We start from the raw sequence: 23,770 nt of genomic DNA on the forward strand, positions 1-23,770 counted from the left end.
CTGAGTATTTGAATAAACAAAAAAGCGGAGTTAGTCTCCGCTTTTTTGTTGTGTCTTTTTTGTGTCTTTTACTTAGCTGTCGTCAGAAACGGCCTGATTTTTCACCACTGCGTAACGGCTGAGTGTTTGCTGGCGTGCGACATCGTGTTCCACGATGGGATAGGGGTAATTCTCACCCAAGCTGACACCGGCCTGCTGTAATAACATGGGTGCAGCTTTCCACGGCGCGTGTAGGCTTTTTTTATCCAGCCTGGCCAGCTGTGGCAGATAGCGTGTGATGAATTTGCCGTCCGCATCAAATTTTTCGGATTGGGTGATGGGGTTGAAAATCCGGAAGTAAGGTTGCGCATCGCAACCTGAAGACGCAGCCCACTGCCAGCCGCCATTGTTGGCCGCCAGATCAAAGTCCAGTAATTTTTGTGCGAAGTAAGCTTCGCCGCGCCGCCAGTCTATGCCCAGGTCCTTAATCAGAAAACAGGCGGTCACCATTCTTAAACGGTTATGCATGTAACCGGACTGATTCAACTGCCGCATGGCGGCGTCGACCAGTGGATAGCCGGTATTACCGTTACACCAGGCCGCAAAATGCTGATCCGCCTGTGCACCTTGTTCCCACTGAATTGCGTCATAAGCGGGCTTGAAAGCACCTTGTACTACCCTTGGATGGTGGTGCAGTATCATGAAGTAAAAATCCCGCCAGATCAGCTCCGACAGCCAGGTTTCAGCACCTTTGCTGGCCTGAGTCCGTATCGCTTCCAATGCATGTCTGACCAGCTGCCGTATAGAAATCGTGCCGAAACGCAGATGCACGCTCAGATAGGACGGCCCTTTTACTGAAGGATAATCACGCCTGACATCGTAGTGGTTCAGCCTTGGCAGAAATGCTTCGCACAGTGCTTCAGCACCGGATACGCCGCTGGCTATTTTTAACTCTTCATCCAGGCTGGCGGCAAAACCCATCCCGGCCAGACCCGGCACTTCACAGTGCAGCGGTGCCTGTAACTGCTGACAATACGCATCGGATGGATAGGCACGCGCGTAGAAATCGCTGCCTTCGCCATAGAATTTTTTTAACCACGCATTTTTATACGGGGTGAATACAGAAAATGGGGTGCCGCTCTGTGACAGGACTTCATTCTGTTCAAAAATGACCTGATCTTTGCTGTCTAAAAATGCACAGGACTGCGCTTGCAACTGCGTCGCCACGCGCTGGTCACGTGCGATGGCGGCAGGTTCGTAGTCGCGGTTCACGAACACCGCATCGATGCCCAATTCGCGCACCAGCGCCGGGATCGCGCTTTCAGCCGCATCATAGCGTACGATCAGTTCGCCACCACGAGCCCGCAGCAATTGCTGTAACTCGAGCACACTGGCATGGAGGAAGCGTACCCGCCTGTCATCGGCTGGCAGGCCTTGCAAAATAGACTTGTCGAAAATAAAAGCAAAACAGACTTCGCGGCTCTGCTTCAGCGCGTGATACAGCGCCGCATGGTCGTGCAGACGCAAATCACGGCGGAACCAGACCAATGCGCGCTGAAAATTGGGAGTCTTAGTCATACAGAACAGATCAGGTTGAGGGAGGTTGGAACCCACGTCTTATTTCGCTGTGCGCAGGCTTCCTGGTATCCGGCGCACATTATCACACATCGAAAAAGCACGCTAAAACTGCTAAAATGGCGGCTATGGCGAAGCACACAAAATCCCTCCAAACCGAATCCCAGGAAGACAGTACGACGTCTGCTCCTGTTGTTTCTGATCCCGGCAGTCCGCTTTCTTCTGACACCGCTGCAGCTGAGGCTGCTGAATTAAATCTGAGCAATCACTTCCTGATTGCCATGCCTTCTTTGCAAGATCCGGTATTTGCCGGCGCTGTGGTTTATTTGTGCGAGCACAATTCACGCGGCGCGATGGGCCTGGTGATCAATCGTCCCACTGACCTGAACGTGGCAGGCCTGTTCGACCGTATCGATCTGAAACTGGAAAATATTCCTGACTCGCATCCTATGGGTAAACACGCCGTGATGTTTGGCGGCCCGGTGCAGGATGATCGTGGCTTTGTACTGCATGCACCGGCCGGACAATATACTTCTTCGCTCAAGGTGACGACTGAGCTTGCCTTCACTACCTCGCGCGATGTACTCGAAGCGGTGGCGGCTGGTGATGGCCCGGAAAAAGTATTGATCAGCGTCGGCTACGCGGGCTGGGGTGCCGGACAGCTGGAAAAGGAACTACTCGCTAATAGCTGGCTCACAGTACCGGCCCAGACTGACATCCTGTTTGAGCTACCGGTCGAGGAGCGCTATCAGGCCGCGATCCGTTTATTAGGCATCGATCCCTGGATGCTGACAGCTGAAGCGGGGCATGCCTGATGCGTACTCCTGAGGGCAGCATACTGGCATTTGATTTTGGTCTGAAGCGGATAGGCGTCGCAGTGGGTAATACCTTGCTGCGCCAGGCGGAAGCCTTACAGATTATTCACGCACCCGGCAATGACGCGAAATTCGCTGCCTTGAGCAGCCTGATACAGCAATGGCAGCCCGTGCTGTGTGTAGTCGGTTTGCCCAGCCATCCGGATGGCAGTGAGCATGAAATGAGTGTGCGCTGCAAGCGCTTCGCGAATCAGCTCAATGGCCGCTATGGCGTGCCTGTGGTCCTGGTCGATGAACGTTATACCTCGGCTGTTTTGCACGCACAGCGCGGAGAACACATAGATGACGATGCCGCCGCCCTGATTCTGCAACAATACTTTGATGAGACACCATGAGTACATCTACTCCTACCCTTACGCTGGATGCAGAGGCGCTGTATGCGCAATTACTGCAGCAGATACAACAGGCTTTTCCCGATACTGCCGGTCTGGCGGTGGTTGGTATTTATTCCGGTGGTGCCTGGATCGCGGAGCGTCTCGCGCGTGACCTGGACTTAAGCACACCGGCTGGCATGATCGATGTCTCGTTTTACCGTGATGACTATGCGGCGAAAGGCTTACACGCAGACGTCAGGCCGACCCAGATCAGCTTCGCAGTCGATGCGGCGCAGATTATTCTGGTCGATGACGTGTTATACACCGGGCGCACCACGCGTGCCGCAATTAACGAATTATTTGATTACGGTCGTCCGGCCCGCATTATGCTGGCTGCGCTGGTCGATCGTGGTGGTCGCGAATTACCGGTTGCTGCCGATTTCGTTGCCCATGTTGCCGCATTTGAACCAGCTGTCTCTGTCAATCTGCACCGCGCAGACGATGGCCTCTTGAGTATCTCTATCGACCATGCATAATCCTCAGCTCAATAAACACGGCGAACTCCAGCATCTGCTGACTATCGAAGGTTTGCCGAAATCCATCATCTACCACATTCTGGATACGGCTTCTTCTTTCGTCAGTATCAGTGATCGCGAAGTGAAAAAAGTCCCGCTGCTGCGTGGTAAAAGCGTGTTCAATCTGTTCTTTGAAAACTCCACCCGCACCCGGACTACGTTTGAAATCGCATCGAAACGCCTGTCTGCTGATGTGATTAATCTCAACATCGCGGCGTCCAGTACCAGCAAGGGCGAATCTCTGCTCGATACGATAGACAATCTGGCGGCCATGCATGCCGATATGTTTGTGGTGCGACATGCGACGTCCGGTGCGCCTTTTTTGATTGCCAAACATCTCAATGACACCCGTCAGCATCATGTACACGTGGTGAACGCCGGTGATGGCCGTCATGCGCACCCGACTCAGGGTCTGCTCGACATGTACACCATCCGTCACTACAAAAAAGATTTTAATAATCTGACGGTGGCCATCGTCGGGGACGTACTGCACAGCCGGGTGGCGCGTTCTGATATCCATGCCCTGACCACGCTGGGCGTGCCGGAAGTTCGCGTGATCGGCCCGCGTACCTTGTTGCCAGGCGGTCTGGAGCAGATGGGTGTACGGGTGTTCCACGACATGAATGAAGGACTCAAGGGCGTTGATGTGATCATCATGCTGCGCTTGCAGAATGAGCGCATGAGTGGTGCCTTGCTGCCATCCGCTCAAGAATATTTCAAGAGCTACGGCCTGACACCGGAACGTCTGGCGCTGGCCAAACCGGATGCCATCGTGATGCATCCGGGACCGATGAACCGTGGCGTGGAAATCGACTCTGCCGTTGCCGATGGACCGCAGGCGGTGATATTGCCACAAGTAACTTTCGGTATTGCCGTGCGTATGGCGGTGATGAGTATTGTTGCTGGTAACAGCGGTGGCGATGCCTGAGGAGATGAGCATGCAATTACAAATTAAAAATGGTCGTGTGATCGACCCGGCCAGCAACACAGATGCAGTGCAGGATGTGTTTATCGCAGATGGAAAAATTGTCGCACTTGGTAGCGCACCGGCTGGCTTTACTGCTGAGCGCATCATCGATGCCAGCGGTCTGGTGCTGGCGCCAGGCCTGGTGGACTTGAGTGCGCGTTTGCGCGAACCCGGTTTTGAATACAAGGCCACACTGGAATCCGAATTACAGGCCGCGATGCGCGGTGGCGTGACCAGCCTGGTCTGTCCGCCGGATACTGATCCGGTGCTGGATGAATCCGGTCTGGTGGAAATGCTCAAGCAGCGTGCCCATACCCAGCACAAAGCCCATGTGTATCCGCTGGGTGCACTGACTATAGGCCTGAAAGGCGAGTCCCTGACGGAGATGGCAGCGCTGACTGAGGCCGGTTGTATTGGTTTCTCTCAAGCAGAGCATCCGATCGCAGATACCAATACGATGCAGCGCGCTTTGCAGTATGCAAGTACTTTTGGTTATACAGTCTGGTTGCGTCCACAGGATGCGTATATCGGACGTGGTGGGGTAGCGCATGCAGGGCCGCTGGCTTCGCGTCTGGGCTTATCCGGTGTGCCAGTGATGGCAGAGACTATCGCCTTGCATACGCTGTTTGAGCTGATGCGCGCAACTGGCGCTAAAGTCCATGTCTGCCGTATTTCTTCAGCGGCAGGACTGGAACTGATCCGTCAGGTTAAGAAAGAAGGCTTGCCACTGAGCTGTGACGTGAGCGCCCATCATGTACATATGACCGATGCGGATATCGGCTTCTTTGATTCCAATGCACGTATCGATCCGCCTTTGCGCAGTCAGCGTGACCGCGATGCGATCAAAGCAGCACTGCAAGATGGCACGATTGATGCCATTTGTTCCGATCACACCCCGGTCGACGATGACGAAAAGCTGCTGCCGTTTGCCGAAGCTTCACCTGGTGCAACCGGTCTGGAGTTGCTGTTGTCGCTGGCCTTGAAATGGGCCGAAGACAGTCGGGGTGAAATCAGTATTGCGACTGCTATCCGTAAAATCACCATTGATGCAGCGAAGGTGGCTGGCATCGCCGGCGGCAGTCTGCAAGTGGGTGCTGAAGCTGACATCTGTGTGTTCGACCCGGATACCCGCTGGAAAGTACAGGCCTCCAGCTTGCTCAGTCAGGGCAAACACACGCCTTTCCTGGGTTATGAGTTACCAGGGCAGGTCAGAATGACGATGGTGGGAGGTCGCATCGCCTACGAATACGGTGAGCGCTAATCCATGTTGATCGCGCCGGAGCACAGGTGGGCTCCGGCGTTTTATTTTTCTCAGAGTTCTCAAGCTTCTTTTCGCTCTCACAGTTTGCCGTATAGAACACTGCGTTAGCTGGAGTGAGTTTGCCGCCTGGTCAGACCGGATCTGGCCGCGTCAGGCTGATGTTGTTGAATTCAGGCGTACAGAAATTCGCTTGCTTTACAACAATTGCATCATAGTACTGGCGTGAACTCTGTTTTATCGTAAATAATTTAGTTTTTCCTCTCCCTGGCGGGTTGGTGAGTTCAGTATGATCGTTTGGCATTTTTTTCGGGTCTTTATTCACCTGCTCGCAGGTCTGTTAACCTGTGGCTTGTTGTTTCCGTTTTCCTCTTCTGCCACGCAGGAGAAGCTGATACGGCGCTGGTCCAGAAAGCTGCTGGCTATCTGTACTGTAGATGTGGTATTTGATGATCGCTCGCAGGGTTTGCACGCTGAACCAGCCATGATCGTGTCCAATCATGTGTCCTGGCTCGACATCTTCGTCATCAATACCCTACATCCCTGCCATTTTGTCGCCAAGTCCGATATCCGCTCCTGGCCACTGATAGGCTGGCTGTGTGAAAAAGCCGGGACCATATTTCTGGCGCGCGGCAAACAACGCGAAGTGCGCCGTATTTACGAAGGTCTGGTTCATCAGATACAGGCGGGCAAACGGATCGCGTTTTTCCCTGAAGGGACGACCGCCGCACAAGGTACGGTGTTGCCGTTTCATGCCAATCTGTTTGAAGCAGCGATTGAAGCCCAGGTGCCGGTGCAACCCTTCGTGATTCGCTATGTGGATATGCAAGGCGAATTTCACCCGGCTGCAAATTTTATCGGTGATATGACTTTCGTTGACAGTATGCGTGAAATTTTGAAGGCACCGAAAATGCGTGCTGAACTGATACGTCTGCCAGCTATCGCGACCCGTGATGCACACCGGCGTGAAGTCGCCCAGCAAGCCCGAACGGCGGCGCAACAGGCTTTGAATATAGCTGAGCCGGTTTGAAGTGTTTGCTTAGTTCAATATAGGCCACTGTCGCTGGCAGCTTGTGTATATTGATCGTGTATGCACTGCCATTGACATCAGATTCACAAAGCTACGGGCGCATCCAGCATATCGGCATTGGTCAGCAAGGCTTGCACCGCACGTTCAAACAAGGGTTCTGCTTCCAGAAAACGTACTCTGCCATGTGCGATCATACGCCGGAACATACGCACACTGACGACAGAGGGTTCCGGTGTGCCAGTCAGGCTCAGCACCAGATGATTTTGTTCGGGGTCAACCCAGTTCAGTTTGCCCGAGGTCGGTTTAATTCCCAGATTGACTTCCAGACTTATTCCGCTGCGCAGACGCTCACGTATCGCTACTTCGTTGAGTGCATTGGCAGTTTCCGGCAGAGTTGCCAGCAATTCCGGGTCCACTTCCTTATCCAGCAATTGCACCTGTATGTCCAGCTCCTGTATGGCCTGCTCCAGAATTTTCTGAGTTTCACTGGCAGCCAGCTCAGGATCGATGACTTTCATCGCCGCTGTCTGATAGGCGAAACCTGAGAATAATTCGTGCAGTGCCGGCAGGGTGTACAAACGTTCATTGTCCGGGCCCGGTGCAGCCCGTAAAGCGCGGGTATGGGCGTCAACCAGCCAGTCCATCAAATGCTGTTGCTCATCGGGGGCAAATGCAATGCTGCCCAAGCCTTCGCGTATGGTATTTAAAATCAGAGGAAGCAGTGCAAATAACTGGGTTTTATCTTCCTGCTCCAGCTTAGGTAAAATACTCCATAACAGATCCGCTACCGTGAGGCGGTAGCGTAAGCCACGTTTTTCATCTGCCCGCTCAGCGAACTCTATCGCCTGTACCCAGCTGGTTTCGAGAAATTGTTCAAGGTAGGCATCCATGTTCAGCACATGCAGCACTTCGTGTAACTGTGCGCTGATATGCAATAGGCGCAATGCGCGGTGCTGTACGTCTTCTACCGTGTTGACTGCGATCGCAACATGCTCGTCACTCTCGCGCAGTTTTTTCGCGATAAAGGCATCCAGCTCATCGAGCATACGCGTGAATAACAATGCGCTTTCACTGTCATCATCAAGTAGTGTTTCGACGATGCGGCAGATTTCATCGGCGATATCTGCACCAGTCGGGTCTATCTGTTTCAAACCCAGCGATATAGAACCCACCCGGTTGATCAGCATTCGCGCAGGATGGCCTTTCTGCGTCAGCAGGCTGGGATCACGTAAGGCGACTTTCAGCACCAAAAATTGCAGACGCCCAAGCTGGGCGCGGATTTCAGCCGGTACGGTGTGGTCGCTCAGGATGAATTCGAACAGCATGGCGACCACATCGATGGTCATCTGTTCGTCGACGTCCTGCGTCATTTCATTGAGCGAGGATCTTTGTTCAAGTATTAAGTTACGGATTTCGCCGTATTGATTGAACATGTGTTCAACCGGCGTTTGAAATGCCTTTTGCAAGTAATGAACCGACTGTACGATGCCGGAGGCCGGAGCGGGTGCAAGGTTTTCTTGCCAGACTTCCCTGGATACGGCCGGATCAGCTAAGGGGGCTGGCGATGCAGCGCTGAATTCGTTCCCCTGATAGCTTGCCGGTCCTGAAACGGCTTCCTGCAGATGCATGACATCATGAGACGCTGAATTGAATTGCGACGCATCTGCCGCCAGTGCACCATCTGTCAGTGCCGGACTGCTGTGTGACGGTGCAAACAACTGACGTATCGCTTTGCTGATAGAGCCTTGTTTGCCCAGCCAGCCCGGGTTCATGCTGGCAGGCCGTCCAGCGCGCGCCGCATCCAATGCGCCAGCGCTCCTTGTTCCAAGCTGGCTCATCGCAGCTTGAGTGAGTGCTGCTGCCATGTTCATGGCCGTATGAGTGACTGCAGTTTTGCTAAGACTGTTATTGCCTGGATTATCTTGGGGCGCGCCGCTGGTGGCCACCCCCCTGACCCTGGCCAGCAATTGTTCCAGCCTGCCGGGTGCGGGCAAATTCGGGATGGATGGCATCAAGCCTTCAGGGTGGTCTGTCATGGTATTCATTGCACTCATACCGCCCATACCGCCCATACCCTGCATTGCGTTCATGCCAGATGCATTGCTCTGATAGGCAGTTTGAGCCCCAGCGTGCTGAGAGGAATATTGTTCTTCCCCGTAAGATTCAGAAACCTGCTCCGATGCGTTCGCTGCTGTGTTGCCGCCAGCGAAGGGAGGCGCTGATTGTGCTGATCCGTTTTTTTTGATCTTAAACTGTAGTTCAGCTGCGATGCCGTGCGCGGCCAGCAATTGATTGATTTTTTCGTAGATACCCTGAATGTGGCGGCGTAATACATATGCCAGATGCTCATTCATGATACGGGATAGTTCAGGTTGCAACTTTAATTCATCTAAGGCATTCGCTATACAACGCGTCAGGATGTAGGGACGGAACGGGTTTTCTCTTTCCTTGATGGTTTCCTGGCCGAAAATCAGCGCAATACGAATATTCAGGTCCCGGATCTGATCCTCTGCTTCAGTACGGAAGCTAGCGGTATTTTCATTCAGGAGCAATTCGTTTTCCAGCACACTTGAATCGAGCAGTGATAAGCCGCTACTATCCATGCGCAGCAAGGAACTGGGTCGGAAAGTGTTATAGGTGGTCTGAAAACTGCGCGTGAGCAGTGCGTCCAGACAGCTTTCTAATTGCAGCAACAAGGCATCGGCTTTGCGGCTGATGGTATAGGCGTGTAACAGCATTGCCTGCTCAGATGAGGAGCGGGCTGCTTCTGCTAACTTAAATATGTTTTCTTGCAAAGTCGGCAGGCTATCCTTGACCGCTTGCAAAAATGCCGCCTGAAACTGCTCGCGCGCAGCAGGCAAAAGCTCGTTCGGATCCATTACTTTCCTTCACGACAGAACATGAATTTCCCGTTCGGCACATTTTTACTCAGTCCTTCAGTACGGGGTAAATATGCGCTCTGTGAAATATTGTAAAAAACTTATTGGTATAGTATAAGGTCGATGAGAATTGCTGTGTTTCGTTTACGGCAGAAATTCAATATTGTTGACAAATATTACTGAAATGAAAACAAGGCCAGGCAAAAAACTTGTTTGTCATTCTGGGTCTTGCTGATCCCTGTTGAACCACAGATTCAAATTCGTTATCCTGGCAGCAGCCCCGCAATGACACACTCAGGCAGATTCAGTTGCGTTCAATGATACTCAGTGATGCTCAGTTACGCTGTCTGAACAGTTTAGCCGGATTTCGGCGCGGCTGATTTCTGTGTAATGCTGCAACTGAGGAAAAAACAGCAGGAATTGCTGGTCGAGAAAATCATGGGCTTCCCTGAGTACCGGCAAACCCGCGATCAGCGCCTGACCATTGCGTGACAGGCGTTTAGCCGTTCTCTCCACCGCCCAGCTGACACCTGCCCAATTCGCATAGCCGCCCAGCCAGTCATGCGCGACCATATGATCACTGATGTCGAGTAGCCTGGGTGGCAGTATGGCCTGGTAGTGAGTGATGCCTTGGTAGAAGCTGGCAATCAGGTTCTCCCGCGGCAGAGTACTGAAGTTGTTCCAGTGCGCAGACAGCAGAAAATCGAAATAAATATCGAGCAGAATACCGGCATAGCGGCGGCTGTCGGCGGGAAACACGCTTTTTGCCGCCAGCACAGCCGGATGGCGGTCGGTATAGCTATCGATCAGTCGATGGATTTTGATTTCCAGATTCATTTCGTCTGGAAAATCAAAGCTATGCCGTACCGGGACAAAGTCTCCTAAAATTCCACCTAACATGGCGGCCTGGCTGTACTGAGCCAGGAAAATATGTGCCAGAAAATTCATACTGACTTTAGCTTTGCAGACTTGCCACTTTAGCCAGGGTAAGCCTGGCGCTAGCTGTGTTTACCCGGTTTCTGTTGCTGTGGACAGTCGATTTGTATCACATGATGATCATGCAGCCGGACCGCAGTGAGCTGACCACCCCAGACGCAACCGGTGTCCAGGCTGATCAGGTTGGGTTCAACGATCAGACCCAGCGTAGACCAATGGCCGAATACCACACACTGATCTGCAGACTGACGTGGCAAATCAAACCAGGCCCGATAGTGATCCGGCGCTGCGCGTTTGCCTTCTTTGATGGCAAAGTCCATGCTGCCGTCCTGATGGCAGTAGCGCATACGCGTCAGTGCATTGATGATGCAACGCCAGCGTTCTGCACCTTGTAAATCCTCGCTCCAGCGATCAGGCTGATTGCCATACATGACGGCCAGAAAATCCAGCCAGTGATCGGATTGCAGCATCTGACTGACTTCAGCCCCCAGACTCTGTGCCTGCGCGATGCTCCAGTCCGGGAATAAGCCGGCGTGGATCAGTAAATGTCCCTGTTCCAGATGGGCCAGCGGACGCTGGCGCAGCCAGTTGAGCAATATCTCACGGTCTTCGGCCTGCAGGATATCCTGCAGGGTATCGGACGGATGTGGTTTTCGGATGCCGTGTGCCACCGCCAGCAAATGCAGATCGTGATTGCCCAGTACTGATTCGGCCCGGCCCGCCAGTTGCAGCTCGCGTATCAGGCGCAAGCTGTCCAGGGATTTGGGGCCGCGGTTGACCAGATCACCCGCAAACAGATAGCGCGCATCAGGTGTCAGTGCCTCGGTTTTTTCCAGCAGTTCACGCAACTGATCAGCACAGCCCTGAATATCGCCGATAAAGTAGGTGGCTGAGCTGACGGAATTTGCGGCAGCTACAGTATTCACAAAGGAGCCCCGATGCGTTTTGCTTCCGAGCGGCTGATCAATGCCTGCTGTTTTTGCTCTTCGCGCAGGCTGACGGTCATCATCGTTGGCCAGCCTATCAGATGCTGCTCGGCGATTTCTGCCAGCGCGCGTAACCAGGACGGTGACTCATTCAGGCAGGGGATGTAATTGAATTCCTTGCCGCCAGCATGTAAGAAGTCTTCCCTGACTTCCATCGCAATTTCTTCCAGCGTTTCCAGACAATCTACAATAAAGCCGGGGCAAATCACATCGATACGTTTAGTGCCTTGTTGCGCTAATTCTTTCACTGCATTCGAGGTGTAAGGCTGCAGCCATTCTGCGCGGCCCAGGCGGGACTGGAAAGTCACCAGATACTGTTCTTTACTAAGCCCCAGTTTTTCAGCCAGTAATCGGGCAGTTTTGTAGCATTCGCAGTGATAAGGATCGCCGCGTAACAGAAAAGCCTTGGGCAAACCGTGGAAGCTCATCACCAGCTTTTCAGGGCGGCCATGGGTTTGCCAGTGCTTGAGCACAGACTGGCGCAAGGCCTCAATATACGCATCGTGATCATGGTAGTTTTTGACCAGACGTAATTCCGGCACATTGCGCACTTGCTGATAATGCTGGAACACGGCGTCAAAGTTGGATGCGGTGGTGGTCGCAGAATATTGCGGATAACCGGACAGGATCAGTATGCGTTCATAGCCCTCAGCTTTGAGCTTGTTCAGCACCGAAGGAATAGACGGTGAGCCGTAACGCATCGCATAGGTGACGTGCACTTCATGGCCACGTTCGCCCAGATAGCCTTTGAGCAGTAAGGCTTGTTTTTCGGTATGCACTTTGAGTGGCGAGCCGTCTTTAGTCCAGATAGACGCATATTTTTTGGCGGATTGCCCGGAACGGAAAGGCAGGATGATGCCATTCAGGATCAGCCACCATACCGGACGCGGCACTTCTACTACGCGTCGATCCCACAAAAACTGTTTCAGATAACGGCGCACTGCCGAACGTTCCGGCGCATCCGGTGTGCCGAGGTTGAGCAGTACCACAGCTGTTTTACCGATCTTGCCATGAGAGTAGTCGGGTTCAGGATAAAAGCGCATATCAGTGAGTAAAATAAGTTTTTCGGGTTATTGAAACTAAGTGAAATTAAGTGAAACTAAGCTGGGAACAGTCAGCGCAGATTACAGACTGTGCGGCATATCCGGCTACAGCACACATCAAGAGGCTAGCAGCTCGCGTGCGTGTTTGCGCGTGGTGGCTGTGATCTCCAAGCCTCCCAGCATACGCGCAATTTCTTCCACGCGTTGCTTGCTGTCCAGCGCCATGATGCTGGAGATAGTTTTGCCTTCGGCTTGCCGTTTGCTGACCTGAAAATGCTGATTGGCCTGACTCGCCACCTGCGGTAAATGAGTGACGCACAGTACCTGCCTTTCCTGACCCAGACGCTTGAGCAGACGACCGACCACTTCGGCTACTGCACCGCCTATGCCGCTGTCGACTTCATCAAAAATCAGGGTGGGCGTCGCGGTGGCACAGGAAGTGATCACAGAAATCGCCAGCGAGATGCGCGCCAGTTCGCCGCCGGATGCCACCTTGGCCAGCGGACGGGCCTGTACGCCGGTATGACCAGCGACTAAAAATTCAGTTTGCTCCAATCCGTAGGACGCCGGTTCGCAGGGCTGCAAAGCGATAGAAAAACTGCCGCCACGCATACTCAGATCCTGCATCGCGGTGGTGACTGCCTGCCCGAGCTGGGCTGCGATATCGCGCCGTGCATGGCTGAGTTTTTTCGCCAGTTCCAGATAGGCGTGCTGCGCTTTTTCTTCTTGCTGGCGCAGGGTTTCCAGGTCGCTGGCGTCGGACAGCTGATGCAATTGTGCCGACAGGGTGTCCAGTTCCAGATGCAATTTATCTGGCGCCACATGGAAACGCCGGGCCGTGCTGTGTATCACATCCACTCTTTGCTCGACCTCGCGCAGACGGGCCGGGTCCAGTTCAGTGCGATTCAGGTAGTCACTCAGCGCATAGCTGGTTTCCTGCAAATGGATGCAGGCAGTATCGAGCGCATCAGTCACCGGTTTTAAGGCGCTGTCATAAGCCAGCAATTTCAGCAGACGCTGTTGAATCGAGGTGAGCTGAGACAGTATCGCGTGATCGGCATCCGATATCGCGCCAGCTGCCTGTTGCGCGCCGTCGAGCAGACTGACAGCATGCGCAAGTTTGCTGTGTTCCTGGCTGATTTGCTCCCATTCGCCAGCCTTGAGCTGCAGCTTGCTGAGCTCGCCGACCTGCCACTCCAGCCGTTCACGTTCGAGTAAGACGTTCCTGGTATTGGTTTCAAATTCTTCGCGCTGGCGGGCGATACTGCGCCAATGTTGAAACAGGCGTGCGACCTCAGTTACCAAGCCCTGTAAGCCGCCCTGGGTATCGAGCAAATCGCGCTGCACTTCATTGCGCAGCAAGGCCTGATGCGCATGCTGCCCATGAATGTCTATCAATAGCTCGCCGAGTTCGCGTAACTGGGTGGCTGTCGCAGTGATGCCGTTAATCCAGGCTTTGGAGCGACCTGCATTATCGATAGTCCGTCGTAAAATCAGCTGACCGTTAGCATCTGCAAACTCATGCTGCGCTAACCAGTGCTGACTGGCGGCATGGGTGGAAAATTCTGCACTGATATCCGCCTTGGCTGCGCCTTCCCTGACCATACTGGCATCGCCACGACCGCCCAGGCTCAGGCTCAGGGCATCGATCAGTATCGACTTACCTGCGCCGGTCTCGCCGGTCAGCACGCTGAAACCATGGGAAAACTCCAGTTCCAGATGGTCGACAATCACGAAATTCCGGATGGCTAGGGTACGCAGCATAGCATTCGCTTATCAATGATGGTTACTGTAGGTTGGATTGGGATGCTGACGGTATTTGCGGGTAGCAGCATCGTATGCAGGGCAGCAAATAACTGCCGCAATACGGCGTATTCTTGGCTGCAAACCCCGTCATTATAGGTGACTCCTGTTGCCACATGAATACTGCGCTCAGGCCACTGATTTAGTTCAGCGCGCCGGATACGGTCGGGTATTCATTCCAGTGCAGTTTTTCACGCAAGGTATGATAGTAGTTCCAGTCCTGAGGATGCAGGAAGGTCACGTTATGCGCTGAACGTCTGACGATGATTTTGTCCCCATGCTGCAAACTGGCAAAGGTCTGCATATCGAAGTTCACACTGATATCGCGCCCGGCAGCGATTTCGATCACGATTTCGCTACTGTCTGGCAGCACGATAGGGCGGTTCGATAAAGCATGTGGCGCGATCGGCACCATCACGATTCCTTGCAGGTTGGGATGCAGCAGCGGTCCGCCAGCTGACAAAGCGTAAGCCGTCGATCCGGTCGGAGTGGAGATGATCAAACCGTCAGAGCGTTGGTTGTACATAAAATGCGTATCGACATCGACGCGTAATTCGACCATGCCGGAACCGGCGCCGCGGGCCACCACGATGTCATTGAAGGCCACGCCACTGAAAATCTGATCGCCTTCACGCACTACGATGGCTTGTAACAGTGAACGGCGTTCCGAGACGTATTTTCCATCCAGCATATCCGTCAACACCGGCAACATGCGGTCGCGTGGAATATCCGTAATGAAGCCCAACCGGCCCTGATTGATACCGATCAGCGGGATGTTATACGGTGCCAGCTGGCGCGCAATGCCTAACATGGTGCCGTCACCGCCGATGACAATCGCAGCGTCTGCGCTTTTACCAATTTCAGCCACGGACATGACGGTAAACTGATCGATTTGCAGATGCTGTGCGGTCTCTGCTTCGATCACGACCGTGTGGCCTGCCTCATACAGAAAAGCTGCCAGCTCGCTCATGGATTCGAGGATGCCAGCGGCATTATGCTTACCAACAAGTGCAATCGTTTTTGGGTGTACAGTCATAAATTCACATTGAGTTCTGCGCTGCTGCGGCTGGCCCTAAGGTATTTGCATGCGGATCAGAGCCTTTGCTAACGCAGTTTTCCAGCTATTTTTGCGAAATGCTAGGAGAGCTTGCTCAGATTAGACCATAATTCATAGAGTTTTGAATCAAATGAGTGCTGAATATGACAATAAAAGCGGTGTTACTCGATCTGGACGACACCTTATGGCCAGTTGCACCTGTCATCCGGCATGCTGAGCAAAGCCTGTATGACTGGATGTGTCTACATACTCCGGCGGTCTGTGAGGCACATAGCATAGACAGTCTGCGTCAGCGCCGCAATCAGCTGGTCAGCACCGACACCCGGTTTACTTATGATTTGTGGGCCTTACGCCATACTTTGCTGACCCAGGTATTTCGCGAGCATGGCGAGCCTGAGCCAGAGTCGCGCGCCGATGCGGCAATGCAGGTTTTTGCCCATGCACGCAATCAGGTGCAGTTGTTCCCCGATGTGCAGACAGGTTTGCAAAGCCTGGGACAGCGCTTTCAGTTGGGGACGGTATCCAATGGATTTGCGGATCTGGAGCAGATTGGGCTGGCGCCGCATTTTCAGGTGTCATTGGCCGCGCACCGCTTTGGTTGCGCCAAACCCGATCCGCGGATTTTTCATGCCGCCTGCGATGCCTTAGGCGTGTTGCCGGAACAGACACTGTATGTCGGCGATGATTTACAACTGGATGTGCTGGGCGCACAACAGGCGGGCTTGCGCAGTGCCTGGATGTATCGCCACTCCCAGTCTGCGCTTCCTGCCGAAGCGGCGCATATACAGTTAGACCTGCAGGTAAGTAATTTGCATGAACTGGTGCAAATTCTTGAGACACTTGAGACACAATAAGCTGTCCCTGTGACAGCTTGGTTTAGAATGACATGATGCAACTTGATATCCGTGCTCAAACATTATTAAAAGCCCTGGTTGAACGTTATATTGCTGACGGTCAGCCGGTCGGTTCACGCGCCTTGTCGCGCATATCCGGTCTGGAGTTGTCACCGGCGACGATACGCAATGTGATGGCCGATCTGGAAGAGATGGGCTTTGTCGCCAGTCCACATACTTCGGCTGGGCGGGTACCCACACCACGCGGCTATCGCGTGTTCGTTGATGAATTGCTCACGGTGCAGGAAATCAGTGAAATTGAGCTGGAATCGCGTCTGCAGCCCGGCAGCTTGTCTCAACCGCCACAGAAAATTATCGCCAACGCGGCGCAGATATTGTCATCTCTGTCACAGTTCGCCGGGGTGGTGATGACGCCGAAAACCGGTTCTGTATTTCAGCAAGTCGAATTTTTACGCTTGTCTGAAAAACGGATTTTGCTGGTGGTGGTGGCGCCCAACGGCGAAGTACATAACCGCTTATTGCTGACCGACGTAGATTATGGTCCGTCCCAGCTGACGCAGGCGGCCAATTACCTGAACCAGAATTTCAGTGGTATCAGTTTTGATGAAGCCAGGTTACGTCTGAACGGCGAATTACGTCAGTTACAGACGGATATGACCAGGCTGATGCAGGCCGCGGTCGAGGCCGGCAGTGACGCCTTATCCGATCAGGAAGACGGCATGGTGATTTCGGGTGAGCGTAATTTACTGAATGTGCAGGATCTATCGTCGAACATGAGTTCTTTGCGCAAGTTATTCGATATGTTTGAGCAAAAAAGTGGTCTGCTGCAGTTGCTTGACGTCTCTAGCAAGGCCACCGGGGTGCAGATCTTTATCGGTGGTGAGTCGCAATTAGTGCCTATGGATGAAATGAGTATCGTGACGGCGCCATATGGTGTAAATGGCAAAATAGTCGGTACTTTGGGCGTGATAGGCCCAACCAGGATGGCTTATGAGCGTGTGATTCCTATCGTAGATATTACGGCCAAGCTGCTTTCTAACGCATTGAGCCAATAAGCCCGCTATACTGAAGTGAACAACACGCTGGCTTTGTTTTCGTATCTGGTCTAATTAACGAGAAATATGATGAACAAAAATGTGTCTATCCTGTTGATTGATGATAATGACATCACACGCGAGGTCTTGCGTGTTGTGCTGCGTGGCGAAGGCTATAACGTGGTCGGCGAGGCCACAGATGGCGGCAGTGGCCTGGATCTCGCGCTAAAGCTGAGGCCCAACATCATACTGTTGGATGTTGTGATGCCCAAAATCAGTGGCTTGGAAATTTTGCCAAAAATGAAAGATATGCTGCCTGAGGCACGCATCCTGATGGTAACCGCTAACAAAGATCAGGAAACCGTCAGCGAGGCGGTAAAAGCCGGCATACATGGCTTCATCGTGAAGCCATTTAATGCGCAGAAAATTATAGATACCGTGGCCGGCGTCGTCGCCAAAATGGGGAAATGATGTGGCGGCAGACAGAAAAATAACTAAAAGCTAATTGATTGTGCAAAATTAGCGCACGCTGATGCTACTGTCGGGCGCAAATCCAGCTACTTTGTAATTAAATTTAATTGCAATTAATTTAATTTTCCTTGCTTTCTTTCTCTTTGTGCTCGCACTTTTCTTTGGTGCAATTCCCGTAAATCGCGAGTGCATGCTCAGCAATTTTGAAGCCGCGATCCAGCGCGATCGCATGTTGTTGCTTCTCGATTTGCTCATCGTAAAACTCTTCTACGCGTCCGCAATCCAGGCAAACCAAATGGTCGTGGTGTGAGCCTTCATTCAGCTCGAAAATCGCTTTGCCTGTCTCAAAATGATTACGATGCAATAAGCCCGCCTGCTCAAACTGCGTCAGCACCCGGTAGACGGTCGCCAGACCTACATCCATATTTTCATTCAGCAAAATTTTATAGACGTCTTCGGCGGTCAGATGGCGTACTTTGCTGCTTTGAAAAATTTCCAGAATTTTCAGACGGGGTAAAGTCGCTTTCAGGCCGCTGGCTTTCAGGTTTGAGGTGCTGTTTGTCATGTTTTCATTCAAAAGAGTGCTATCTGCTTTATGATATCGGGTTTTAGGGCATGTTGCTCGATTACTGAGGTTACCTATGCGAATGTTGTTTTCAGAATCCATCCCAGTCCATGCTGGCCGGTTCGCAGCGATATTATTGCTGACAGCCTTAAGCGCCTGCGCATCTAAGACGCCTTTGTTGGCGGATGATGCAAGTAAAGCAGATCCTGCAGCGACTGCCACCTCTGGCACTCAGGTGTACGCCCCGACTGGCGCTAAAAAGTTTTTAGGCTATATCTCGCCCTATCGCGTTACTGTGCAGCAGGGCAACTTCGTCTCTCAGGAAATGATGTCCCAAATTAAAGAGGGCATGAATCGTGAACAGGTACGCACCGTGCTTGGTACCGCCTTGCTGACAGATATGTTTCATGAAGACCGCTGGGATTATCCTTTCAATCTGACCAAACCAAATGGTGAGCGCGTAGTGAGCCGGGTGACAATCCATTTTAAAAATAATCTGGTATCGAAATTCGAAGGCGGTAATCTGCCGAATGAGAAAGAATATCTGGCCCGTATTACCGAGTCCGCACTCACCGGTAATCGCGTCGAATCAGTGACCGATCTGGATGGCACACCTAAGAAAAAAGACAAAAAATAAGCAGGACAGCAGAGGCACTGTCTCAGTGCATACAAAGCTGAGACAACACTGAGTACTCAGGATGGCGTGAAACTTGTCGCGTCATCCGCAAGAATGACAGCATGACTGAAGAATAAATTATGAGCGAAATCAAAGTTGCAGTTGCCGGTGCTTCCGGTCGTATGGGGAAAATGCTGGTTGAAGCGATTGCTGAAGCTGGCGATATGCGGCTGGCAGGCGCGCTGGACGTGGCTGCTTCACCGGCGCTGGGCACCGATGCCGGGCTATCCTTAGGCAAGCCGTCTGGCGTGCTGATTTCCAGTGATTTTGCTGAAGGCTTGAAAGATGCCGCTTTCCTCATCGACTTCACCCGCCCTGAAGGTACGCTGCAACATTTGGAATACTGCGCTGCGCATGGTATCAAGATGGTCATCGGTACCACGGGCTTTGATGAGGCTGGTAAAGCAGCAATTGCAGAAGCCGCCAAGAAAACCGCCATCGTATTCGCACCTAACATGAGCGTGGGCGTGAACGTAACTTTGAAGTTACTGGAAATGGCAGCCAAGAGTTTTTCGCATGGCTACGATATCGAGATCGTTGAAGCGCATCATCGTCACAAGGTCGATGCACCATCCGGAACCGCATTGAAAATGGGCGAAGTCATCGCCGATACCTTAGGCCGCGACCTCAATGAAGTTGGCGTGTTTGCGCGCGAAGGCGTCACCGGCGAACGCGATCCATCTTCTATCGGTTTTGCGACTATCCGTGGCGGGGATATCGTAGGCGATCATACTGTGCTGTTTGCCGGCATCGGTGAAAGAGTGGAAATTTCCCATAAATCCTCCAGCCGTGTGACTTATGCGCATGGCAGTTTGCGCGCAGTGCGCTTCCTGCAGGATAAGCAGACTGGCTTATTCGATATGTATGATGTGCTGGGTTTGCGTTAAACGCCCGGACTGATTTGTAACACCAAGGCGTTTTCAGACTGAAAGCGAAGGATGATGAGTCAGACTATTGCGCAATACTGGCAACAGGCAGACAGCTTTGCCCAGGCACTGGCGCTGCTGCTGTTGCTGATGTCGTTGATTAGCTGGACCATCATACTGGCTAAGGCCTGGCAATTATCCGCTGTGTTGCGTAGTGCCCGCAGTGTCGCGGCATTCTGGACAGCGCCGGATTTGCAGGCTGGCTGCCAACTGTTGCAGGTGGCAGGTCGTCATTCTCCTTATTTGTTTCTGGCCTCAGCATTGCCACCCCTGCTTGAGCATCCTGCGCAGCATCTGGGGCGGCCTGCGGCGCTCAGCGATCGCCTGAGCGCTACCTTGCGTCAAGCCTTGCAGGCACAAACCCGGGTGCTGGAGTCAGGACTCACAGTCTTAGCTTCGATTGCCTCCAGTGCGCCATTTGTCGGCTTGCTGGGCACGGTATGGGGCATCCATCAGGCACTCTTGAAAATCGCAGACAGCGGTGCGGTGCAGATTGATCAACTGGCCGGCCCTGTCGGAGAAACCCTGATCATGACGGCGTTTGGCTTAGTTGTTGCGATTCCTGCCTTACTGGCCTATAACGCGCTGGGACGCCAGATACGGCTGCATCTGGCTCAGCTCGATGGCTTTGCCCATGACTTACATGCGCATTTCAGTGCGACTCAGCCTGCGGGCCCGGCATGAGCATAGGACGTTTCAGTCAAACCGGTTCATCCGCCCAGGAAAATAACTCTGCACTGGCAGACATCAATGTCACACCCATGGTCGACGTGATGCTGGTCTTGCTGGTCATTTTCATCATGGCAGCGCCGCTGATGCTGCCTGCGATTCAACTGGAATTACCCGCCACCCAGGCCCGTCCGGCACCGGCGCCCGCTGTGACAGTGCAAATCGCGATTGCGGCTGACCAAAGCCTGTACTGGGGCGGCAGCCGGATTTCGGCTGAAGAATTGCCCGTGCGTCTGCAGACCCAGGCCAGACAGTCACCGCAAACCGTAATCAGCCTGCAGGCGGATAGGGCCACCCCCTATGAACAATTGGCAAAAGTCATGGCGGCAGCCCAGGCTGCAGGCCTGAATCAGATCAGTTTTGTGACTGACAGCACCCAGCCTGCCCGGCCCTGAGTCTCTCCATCCGTCAGACAGTTAGCGTAGATTTCCACGTGCAGTTCAGTTGATACGCTGGCGGGCAGGCGCAATTTTGCGTCAGTCGCGACCGAAGCAGTTATAATCAAAGGTTCTGTTTATTTCCGCACCTACTTCCGGCCACGCCATGCAAGAAAAATACATCCCATCCGACGTCGAACAAGCGGCGCAAACTCATTGGAAAAACACGAATGCCTATCAGGCGGTGGAGAATGATCCACGTTTCCCCAAGGGGAAATACTATGCCTGTTCTATGCTGCCTTACCCTTCCGGCAAGCTGCATATGGGCCATGTGCGTAATTACACCATCAATGACATGCTGGCACGCCAGCTGCGCATGAAGGGCTATAACGTACTGATGCCTATGGGTTGGGATGCGTTTGGTCTGCCAGCGGAAAATGCAGCGATCGCCTATAAAAAATCGCCGGCCGAGTGGACTTACGCCAATATCGAAGACATGAAATCCCAGATGCAACCACTGGGTCTGGCTTTCGACTGGAGCCGTGAAGTTGCTACCTGTGATCCGCAATACTATCGCTGGAACCAGTGGCTGTTCCTGAAAATGCTGGAAAAAGGCATCGCTTACAAAAAGACTCAGGTGGTGAACTGGGACCCGATTGATCAGACGGTATTGGCCAATGAACAGGTGATTGATGGCCGCGGCTGGCGCTCTGGCGCTTTGGTGGAAAAGCGTGAAATTCCAGGTTACTACTTCGGTATTACTCAATACGCCGATGAATTATTGAATAGCATAGATACGCTGGATGGCTGGCCGGAACAAGTGCGCACTATGCAGCGTAACTGGATAGGCAAGAGCGAAGGCGTACGTTTCGCGTTCACGCATGATATTCGCGATGCGGACGGTGCCTTGGTACAAGACGGTAAAATGTTTGTGTTTACCACCCGTCCTGACACCATCATGGGCGTGACTTTCTGCGCAGTGGCAGCCGAGCATCCGCTTGCTACGCTGGCAGCAAAAAACAATCCTGCACTGGCCAGCTTCATCGAAGAATGCAAAGCAGGCGGCACCACCGAAGCGGAAATGGCGACCAAGGAAAAAGAAGGTCTGCCTACCGGTTTGTTTGTGACGCATCCTTTGACTGGCGAACAAATTGAAGTCTGGGTCGGTAACTATGTGTTGATGACTTATGGCGACGGCGCTGTGATGGGCGTACCGGCACATGATGAACGCGATTTTGCGTTTGCTAAAAAATACCAGATCGCGATTCAGCAAGTGGTGCAGGTCGCTGGCGAAGAATTCACGACCGATGCCTGGGCCGAATGGTATGGCGATAAGCAAAAAGGTCTGACCGTTAATTCCGGTAAGTACGATGGCCTGAGCTACAAAGCGGCGGTAGATGCGGTTGCAGCTGATCTGGCAGCCAAAGGTCTGGGCGAAAAGAAAACTACCTGGCGTTTGCGCGACTGGGGTATCTCCCGTCAGCGTTACTGGGGTACGCCTATCCCTATCATCCATTGCGACAGCTGTGGTGATGTGCCGGTTCCTTACCAAGATTTGCCAGTGGTATTGCCGACGGATTGTATTCCTGACGGTTCCGGCAATCCGCTCAAAACCCGTACCGATTTCCTGCATGTCGATTGCCCAAAATGCGGCAAACCGGCGCAGCGCGAAACCGACACCATGGATACCTTTGTCGATTCCAGCTGGTACTTCATGCGCTATACCTGCCCGGATGCGACCGACATGGTAGATGCACGCAATGACTACTGGATGGCGATGGATCAGTACATTGGTGGCGTAGAGCATGCAGTCTTGCATTTGCTGTATGCGCGCTTCTGGACTAAGGCCATGCGTGATCTGGGTCTGGTCAGCATCGATGAACCATTTAAAAATCTGTTCACGCAGGGCATGCTGCTCAATGAGTCCTTCTATCGTGAAGAGGCGAATGGTAAGAAGACCTGGTTCTACCCGAATGAAATCGAAGTGCAGCATGATGATAAAGGTCGTCCGGTTGCCGCCATCCTGAAGAGCGATGGCCAGCCGGTACAGATGGGTGGCATAGAAAAAATGTCCAAATCTAAGAACAACGTGGTCGAGCCTAAGGACATCATTTCTCAGTTCGGTGCCGATACAGCACGTCTGTTCACCATGTTTGCCGGTCCACCAGATCAAAGTGCAGCCTGGAGCAACAGCGGTGTTGAAGGCGCGTCGCGTTATCTGCGTCGTCTGTGGGCCTCAGCACTGAAGCTGTCGGATACGATAGCCGCCGGTGCCGTGGCTGCGACCAGCGCGCCAGCCTTTGCCGCCGATGTGAAAGTGTTGCGACGCGAAGTCCATCTGACCCTGAAGCAGATCGATGCTGACTATGACCGTCTGCAATACAACACGGTTGTTTCCGGCGCGATGAAGTTACTCAATACGATAGAGTCGTTCAAATCGGAAGCGGAAGGCTATCAGTTCGCATTGCGTGAAGCCTTCGGCATTTTGCTGCGTGCCTTGTATCCGGTATGCCCACATATCACGCACGCTTTGTGGCAGGAGCTTGGTCTGGTGGCGGAACATGGCGAACTCATCGATGCACCGTGGCCGACCGTGGATGAAGCCGCGCTGGTACAGGATGAAATCGAGCTGGTGGTTCAGGTCAACGGCAAACTGCGCGGCAGTATCAAGGTCGCTAAGGACGCCGATAAAGCAACGATAGAAGCGACTGCGCTGGCTTCGGAAGCAGTACAACGCTTCCTGGAAGGCGCACCGAAGAAAATCATCGTGGTCCCTGGCAAACTGGTCAATATCGTTGCCTGAGGCGTGAGCCTGAACGCCAACCAAGCTGCGGCCTTCAGTATCTGGCCGCAGCAGTTTA

Annotated in this window: 22 protein-coding genes; 14 read left to right on the forward strand and 8 right to left on the reverse strand. The window is 53.0% G+C overall.

Annotated features, from left to right (window positions below; genetic code table 11):
- Positions 1–72 precede the first annotated feature (72 nt).
- On the reverse strand, positions 73–1,557 hold the full coding sequence (locus EYB48_RS10905) for a cryptochrome/photolyase family protein (RefSeq protein WP_162020378.1): 1,485 nt from the start codon (positions 1,555–1,557) through the stop codon (positions 73–75).
- 116 nt (positions 1,558–1,673) lie between these two features.
- On the opposite strand from EYB48_RS10905, the gene EYB48_RS10910 reads away from it, so the two are divergent.
- The 6 genes from EYB48_RS10910 (at position 1,674) to EYB48_RS10935 (ending at position 6,573) form a co-directional block, all read left to right on the forward strand.
- Entirely contained in the window at positions 1,674–2,369 is a 696-nt protein-coding gene (locus EYB48_RS10910) for a YqgE/AlgH family protein (RefSeq protein ID WP_408058288.1), read from the forward strand.
- Positions 2,369–2,764, forward strand: coding sequence for a Holliday junction resolvase RuvX (ruvX, locus tag EYB48_RS10915; RefSeq protein ID WP_162020380.1), 396 nt, complete (start codon positions 2,369–2,371; stop codon positions 2,762–2,764). Before EYB48_RS10910 ends, ruvX begins: the two co-directional genes overlap by 1 nt.
- Entirely contained in the window at positions 2,761–3,279 is a 519-nt protein-coding gene (pyrR, locus tag EYB48_RS10920; RefSeq protein WP_162020381.1) for a bifunctional pyr operon transcriptional regulator/uracil phosphoribosyltransferase PyrR, read from the forward strand. Before ruvX ends, pyrR begins: the two co-directional genes overlap by 4 nt.
- Entirely contained in the window at positions 3,272–4,246 is a 975-nt protein-coding gene (locus EYB48_RS10925; protein ID WP_162020382.1) for an aspartate carbamoyltransferase catalytic subunit, read from the forward strand. Before pyrR ends, EYB48_RS10925 begins: the two co-directional genes overlap by 8 nt.
- 10 nt (positions 4,247–4,256) lie before the next feature.
- Complete coding sequence (locus EYB48_RS10930) at positions 4,257–5,546, forward strand: dihydroorotase (protein ID WP_162020383.1); 1,290 nt, start codon at positions 4,257–4,259, stop codon at positions 5,544–5,546.
- 286 nt (positions 5,547–5,832) lie between these two features.
- Positions 5,833–6,573 carry a lysophospholipid acyltransferase family protein gene (locus tag EYB48_RS10935; RefSeq protein WP_162020384.1) on the forward strand — a complete coding sequence of 247 codons (741 nt, stop codon included), beginning with the start codon at positions 5,833–5,835 and terminating at the stop codon, positions 6,571–6,573.
- 83 nt (positions 6,574–6,656) lie between these two features.
- Here EYB48_RS10935 and EYB48_RS10940 read toward each other — a convergent pair whose 3' ends face one another.
- From EYB48_RS10940 to EYB48_RS10965, 6 genes are all read right to left on the reverse strand, one after another.
- Positions 6,657–9,452, reverse strand: a complete 2,796-nt coding sequence (locus EYB48_RS10940) for a DUF1631 family protein (RefSeq protein ID WP_162020385.1) — start codon at positions 9,450–9,452, stop codon at positions 6,657–6,659.
- Positions 9,453–9,776: 324 nt separating this feature from the next.
- Complete coding sequence (locus tag EYB48_RS10945) at positions 9,777–10,400, reverse strand: acyl carrier protein phosphodiesterase (protein ID WP_162020386.1); 624 nt, start codon at positions 10,398–10,400, stop codon at positions 9,777–9,779.
- 50 nt (positions 10,401–10,450) lie between these two features.
- The gene (locus tag EYB48_RS10950) at positions 10,451–11,314 is read right to left on the reverse strand and encodes a symmetrical bis(5'-nucleosyl)-tetraphosphatase (protein ID WP_162020387.1); all 864 of its coding nucleotides are present in this window, start codon (positions 11,312–11,314) and stop codon (positions 10,451–10,453) included.
- The gene (gene hemH, locus EYB48_RS10955; RefSeq protein WP_162020388.1) at positions 11,311–12,417 is read right to left on the reverse strand and encodes a ferrochelatase; all 1,107 of its coding nucleotides are present in this window, start codon (positions 12,415–12,417) and stop codon (positions 11,311–11,313) included. Before hemH ends, EYB48_RS10950 begins: the two co-directional genes overlap by 4 nt.
- A gap of 117 nt (positions 12,418–12,534) precedes the next feature.
- Entirely contained in the window at positions 12,535–14,181 is a 1,647-nt protein-coding gene (recN, locus tag EYB48_RS10960) for a DNA repair protein RecN (protein ID WP_162020389.1), read from the reverse strand.
- Positions 14,182–14,362: 181 nt separating this feature from the next.
- Positions 14,363–15,256 (reverse strand): NAD kinase, encoded by an 894-nt coding sequence (locus EYB48_RS10965; RefSeq protein ID WP_162020390.1) that lies wholly within the window; start codon positions 15,254–15,256, stop codon positions 14,363–14,365.
- Positions 15,257–15,420: 164 nt separating this feature from the next.
- Between EYB48_RS10965 and EYB48_RS10970 the strand changes: the two genes are divergently transcribed.
- The 3 genes from EYB48_RS10970 (at position 15,421) to EYB48_RS10980 (ending at position 17,636) form a co-directional block, all read left to right on the forward strand.
- Positions 15,421–16,131 carry an HAD family hydrolase gene (locus tag EYB48_RS10970; protein WP_162020391.1) on the forward strand — a complete coding sequence of 237 codons (711 nt, stop codon included), beginning with the start codon at positions 15,421–15,423 and terminating at the stop codon, positions 16,129–16,131.
- 35 nt (positions 16,132–16,166) lie between these two features.
- A complete protein-coding gene (gene hrcA / locus EYB48_RS10975) occupies positions 16,167–17,186 on the forward strand; it encodes a heat-inducible transcriptional repressor HrcA (protein WP_162020597.1) in 1,020 nt (339 codons plus the stop codon).
- Between the two features lie 66 nt (positions 17,187–17,252).
- Positions 17,253–17,636, forward strand: coding sequence for a response regulator (locus tag EYB48_RS10980; RefSeq protein ID WP_162020392.1), 384 nt, complete (start codon positions 17,253–17,255; stop codon positions 17,634–17,636).
- A gap of 118 nt (positions 17,637–17,754) precedes the next feature.
- Here EYB48_RS10980 and fur read toward each other — a convergent pair whose 3' ends face one another.
- Complete coding sequence (gene fur, locus EYB48_RS10985; RefSeq protein ID WP_162020393.1) at positions 17,755–18,201, reverse strand: ferric iron uptake transcriptional regulator; 447 nt, start codon at positions 18,199–18,201, stop codon at positions 17,755–17,757.
- 76 nt (positions 18,202–18,277) lie between these two features.
- Between fur and EYB48_RS10990 the strand changes: the two genes are divergently transcribed.
- The 5 genes from EYB48_RS10990 to leuS all read left to right on the forward strand — a co-directional run bounded on the left by EYB48_RS10990 (position 18,278) and on the right by leuS (position 23,712).
- The gene (locus EYB48_RS10990) at positions 18,278–18,838 is read left to right on the forward strand and encodes an outer membrane protein assembly factor BamE (RefSeq protein WP_162020394.1); all 561 of its coding nucleotides are present in this window, start codon (positions 18,278–18,280) and stop codon (positions 18,836–18,838) included.
- A gap of 119 nt (positions 18,839–18,957) precedes the next feature.
- Complete coding sequence (gene dapB, locus EYB48_RS10995; RefSeq protein WP_162020395.1) at positions 18,958–19,764, forward strand: 4-hydroxy-tetrahydrodipicolinate reductase; 807 nt, start codon at positions 18,958–18,960, stop codon at positions 19,762–19,764.
- A 51-nt stretch (positions 19,765–19,815) separates the two neighbouring features.
- Positions 19,816–20,487 carry a MotA/TolQ/ExbB proton channel family protein gene (locus tag EYB48_RS11000; RefSeq protein WP_235935063.1) on the forward strand — a complete coding sequence of 224 codons (672 nt, stop codon included), beginning with the start codon at positions 19,816–19,818 and terminating at the stop codon, positions 20,485–20,487.
- A complete protein-coding gene (locus tag EYB48_RS11005; RefSeq protein WP_162020396.1) occupies positions 20,484–20,927 on the forward strand; it encodes an ExbD/TolR family protein in 444 nt (147 codons plus the stop codon). Before EYB48_RS11000 ends, EYB48_RS11005 begins: the two co-directional genes overlap by 4 nt.
- A gap of 148 nt (positions 20,928–21,075) precedes the next feature.
- Complete coding sequence (gene leuS / locus EYB48_RS11010; RefSeq protein WP_162020397.1) at positions 21,076–23,712, forward strand: leucine--tRNA ligase; 2,637 nt, start codon at positions 21,076–21,078, stop codon at positions 23,710–23,712.
- Positions 23,713–23,770: the final 58 nt, after the last annotated feature.

It is taken from the genome of Cognatundibacterium crateris, assembly GCF_010078235.1.
Taxonomy (GTDB): Bacteria; Pseudomonadota; Gammaproteobacteria; order Burkholderiales; family Burkholderiaceae_D; genus Undibacterium; species Undibacterium crateris.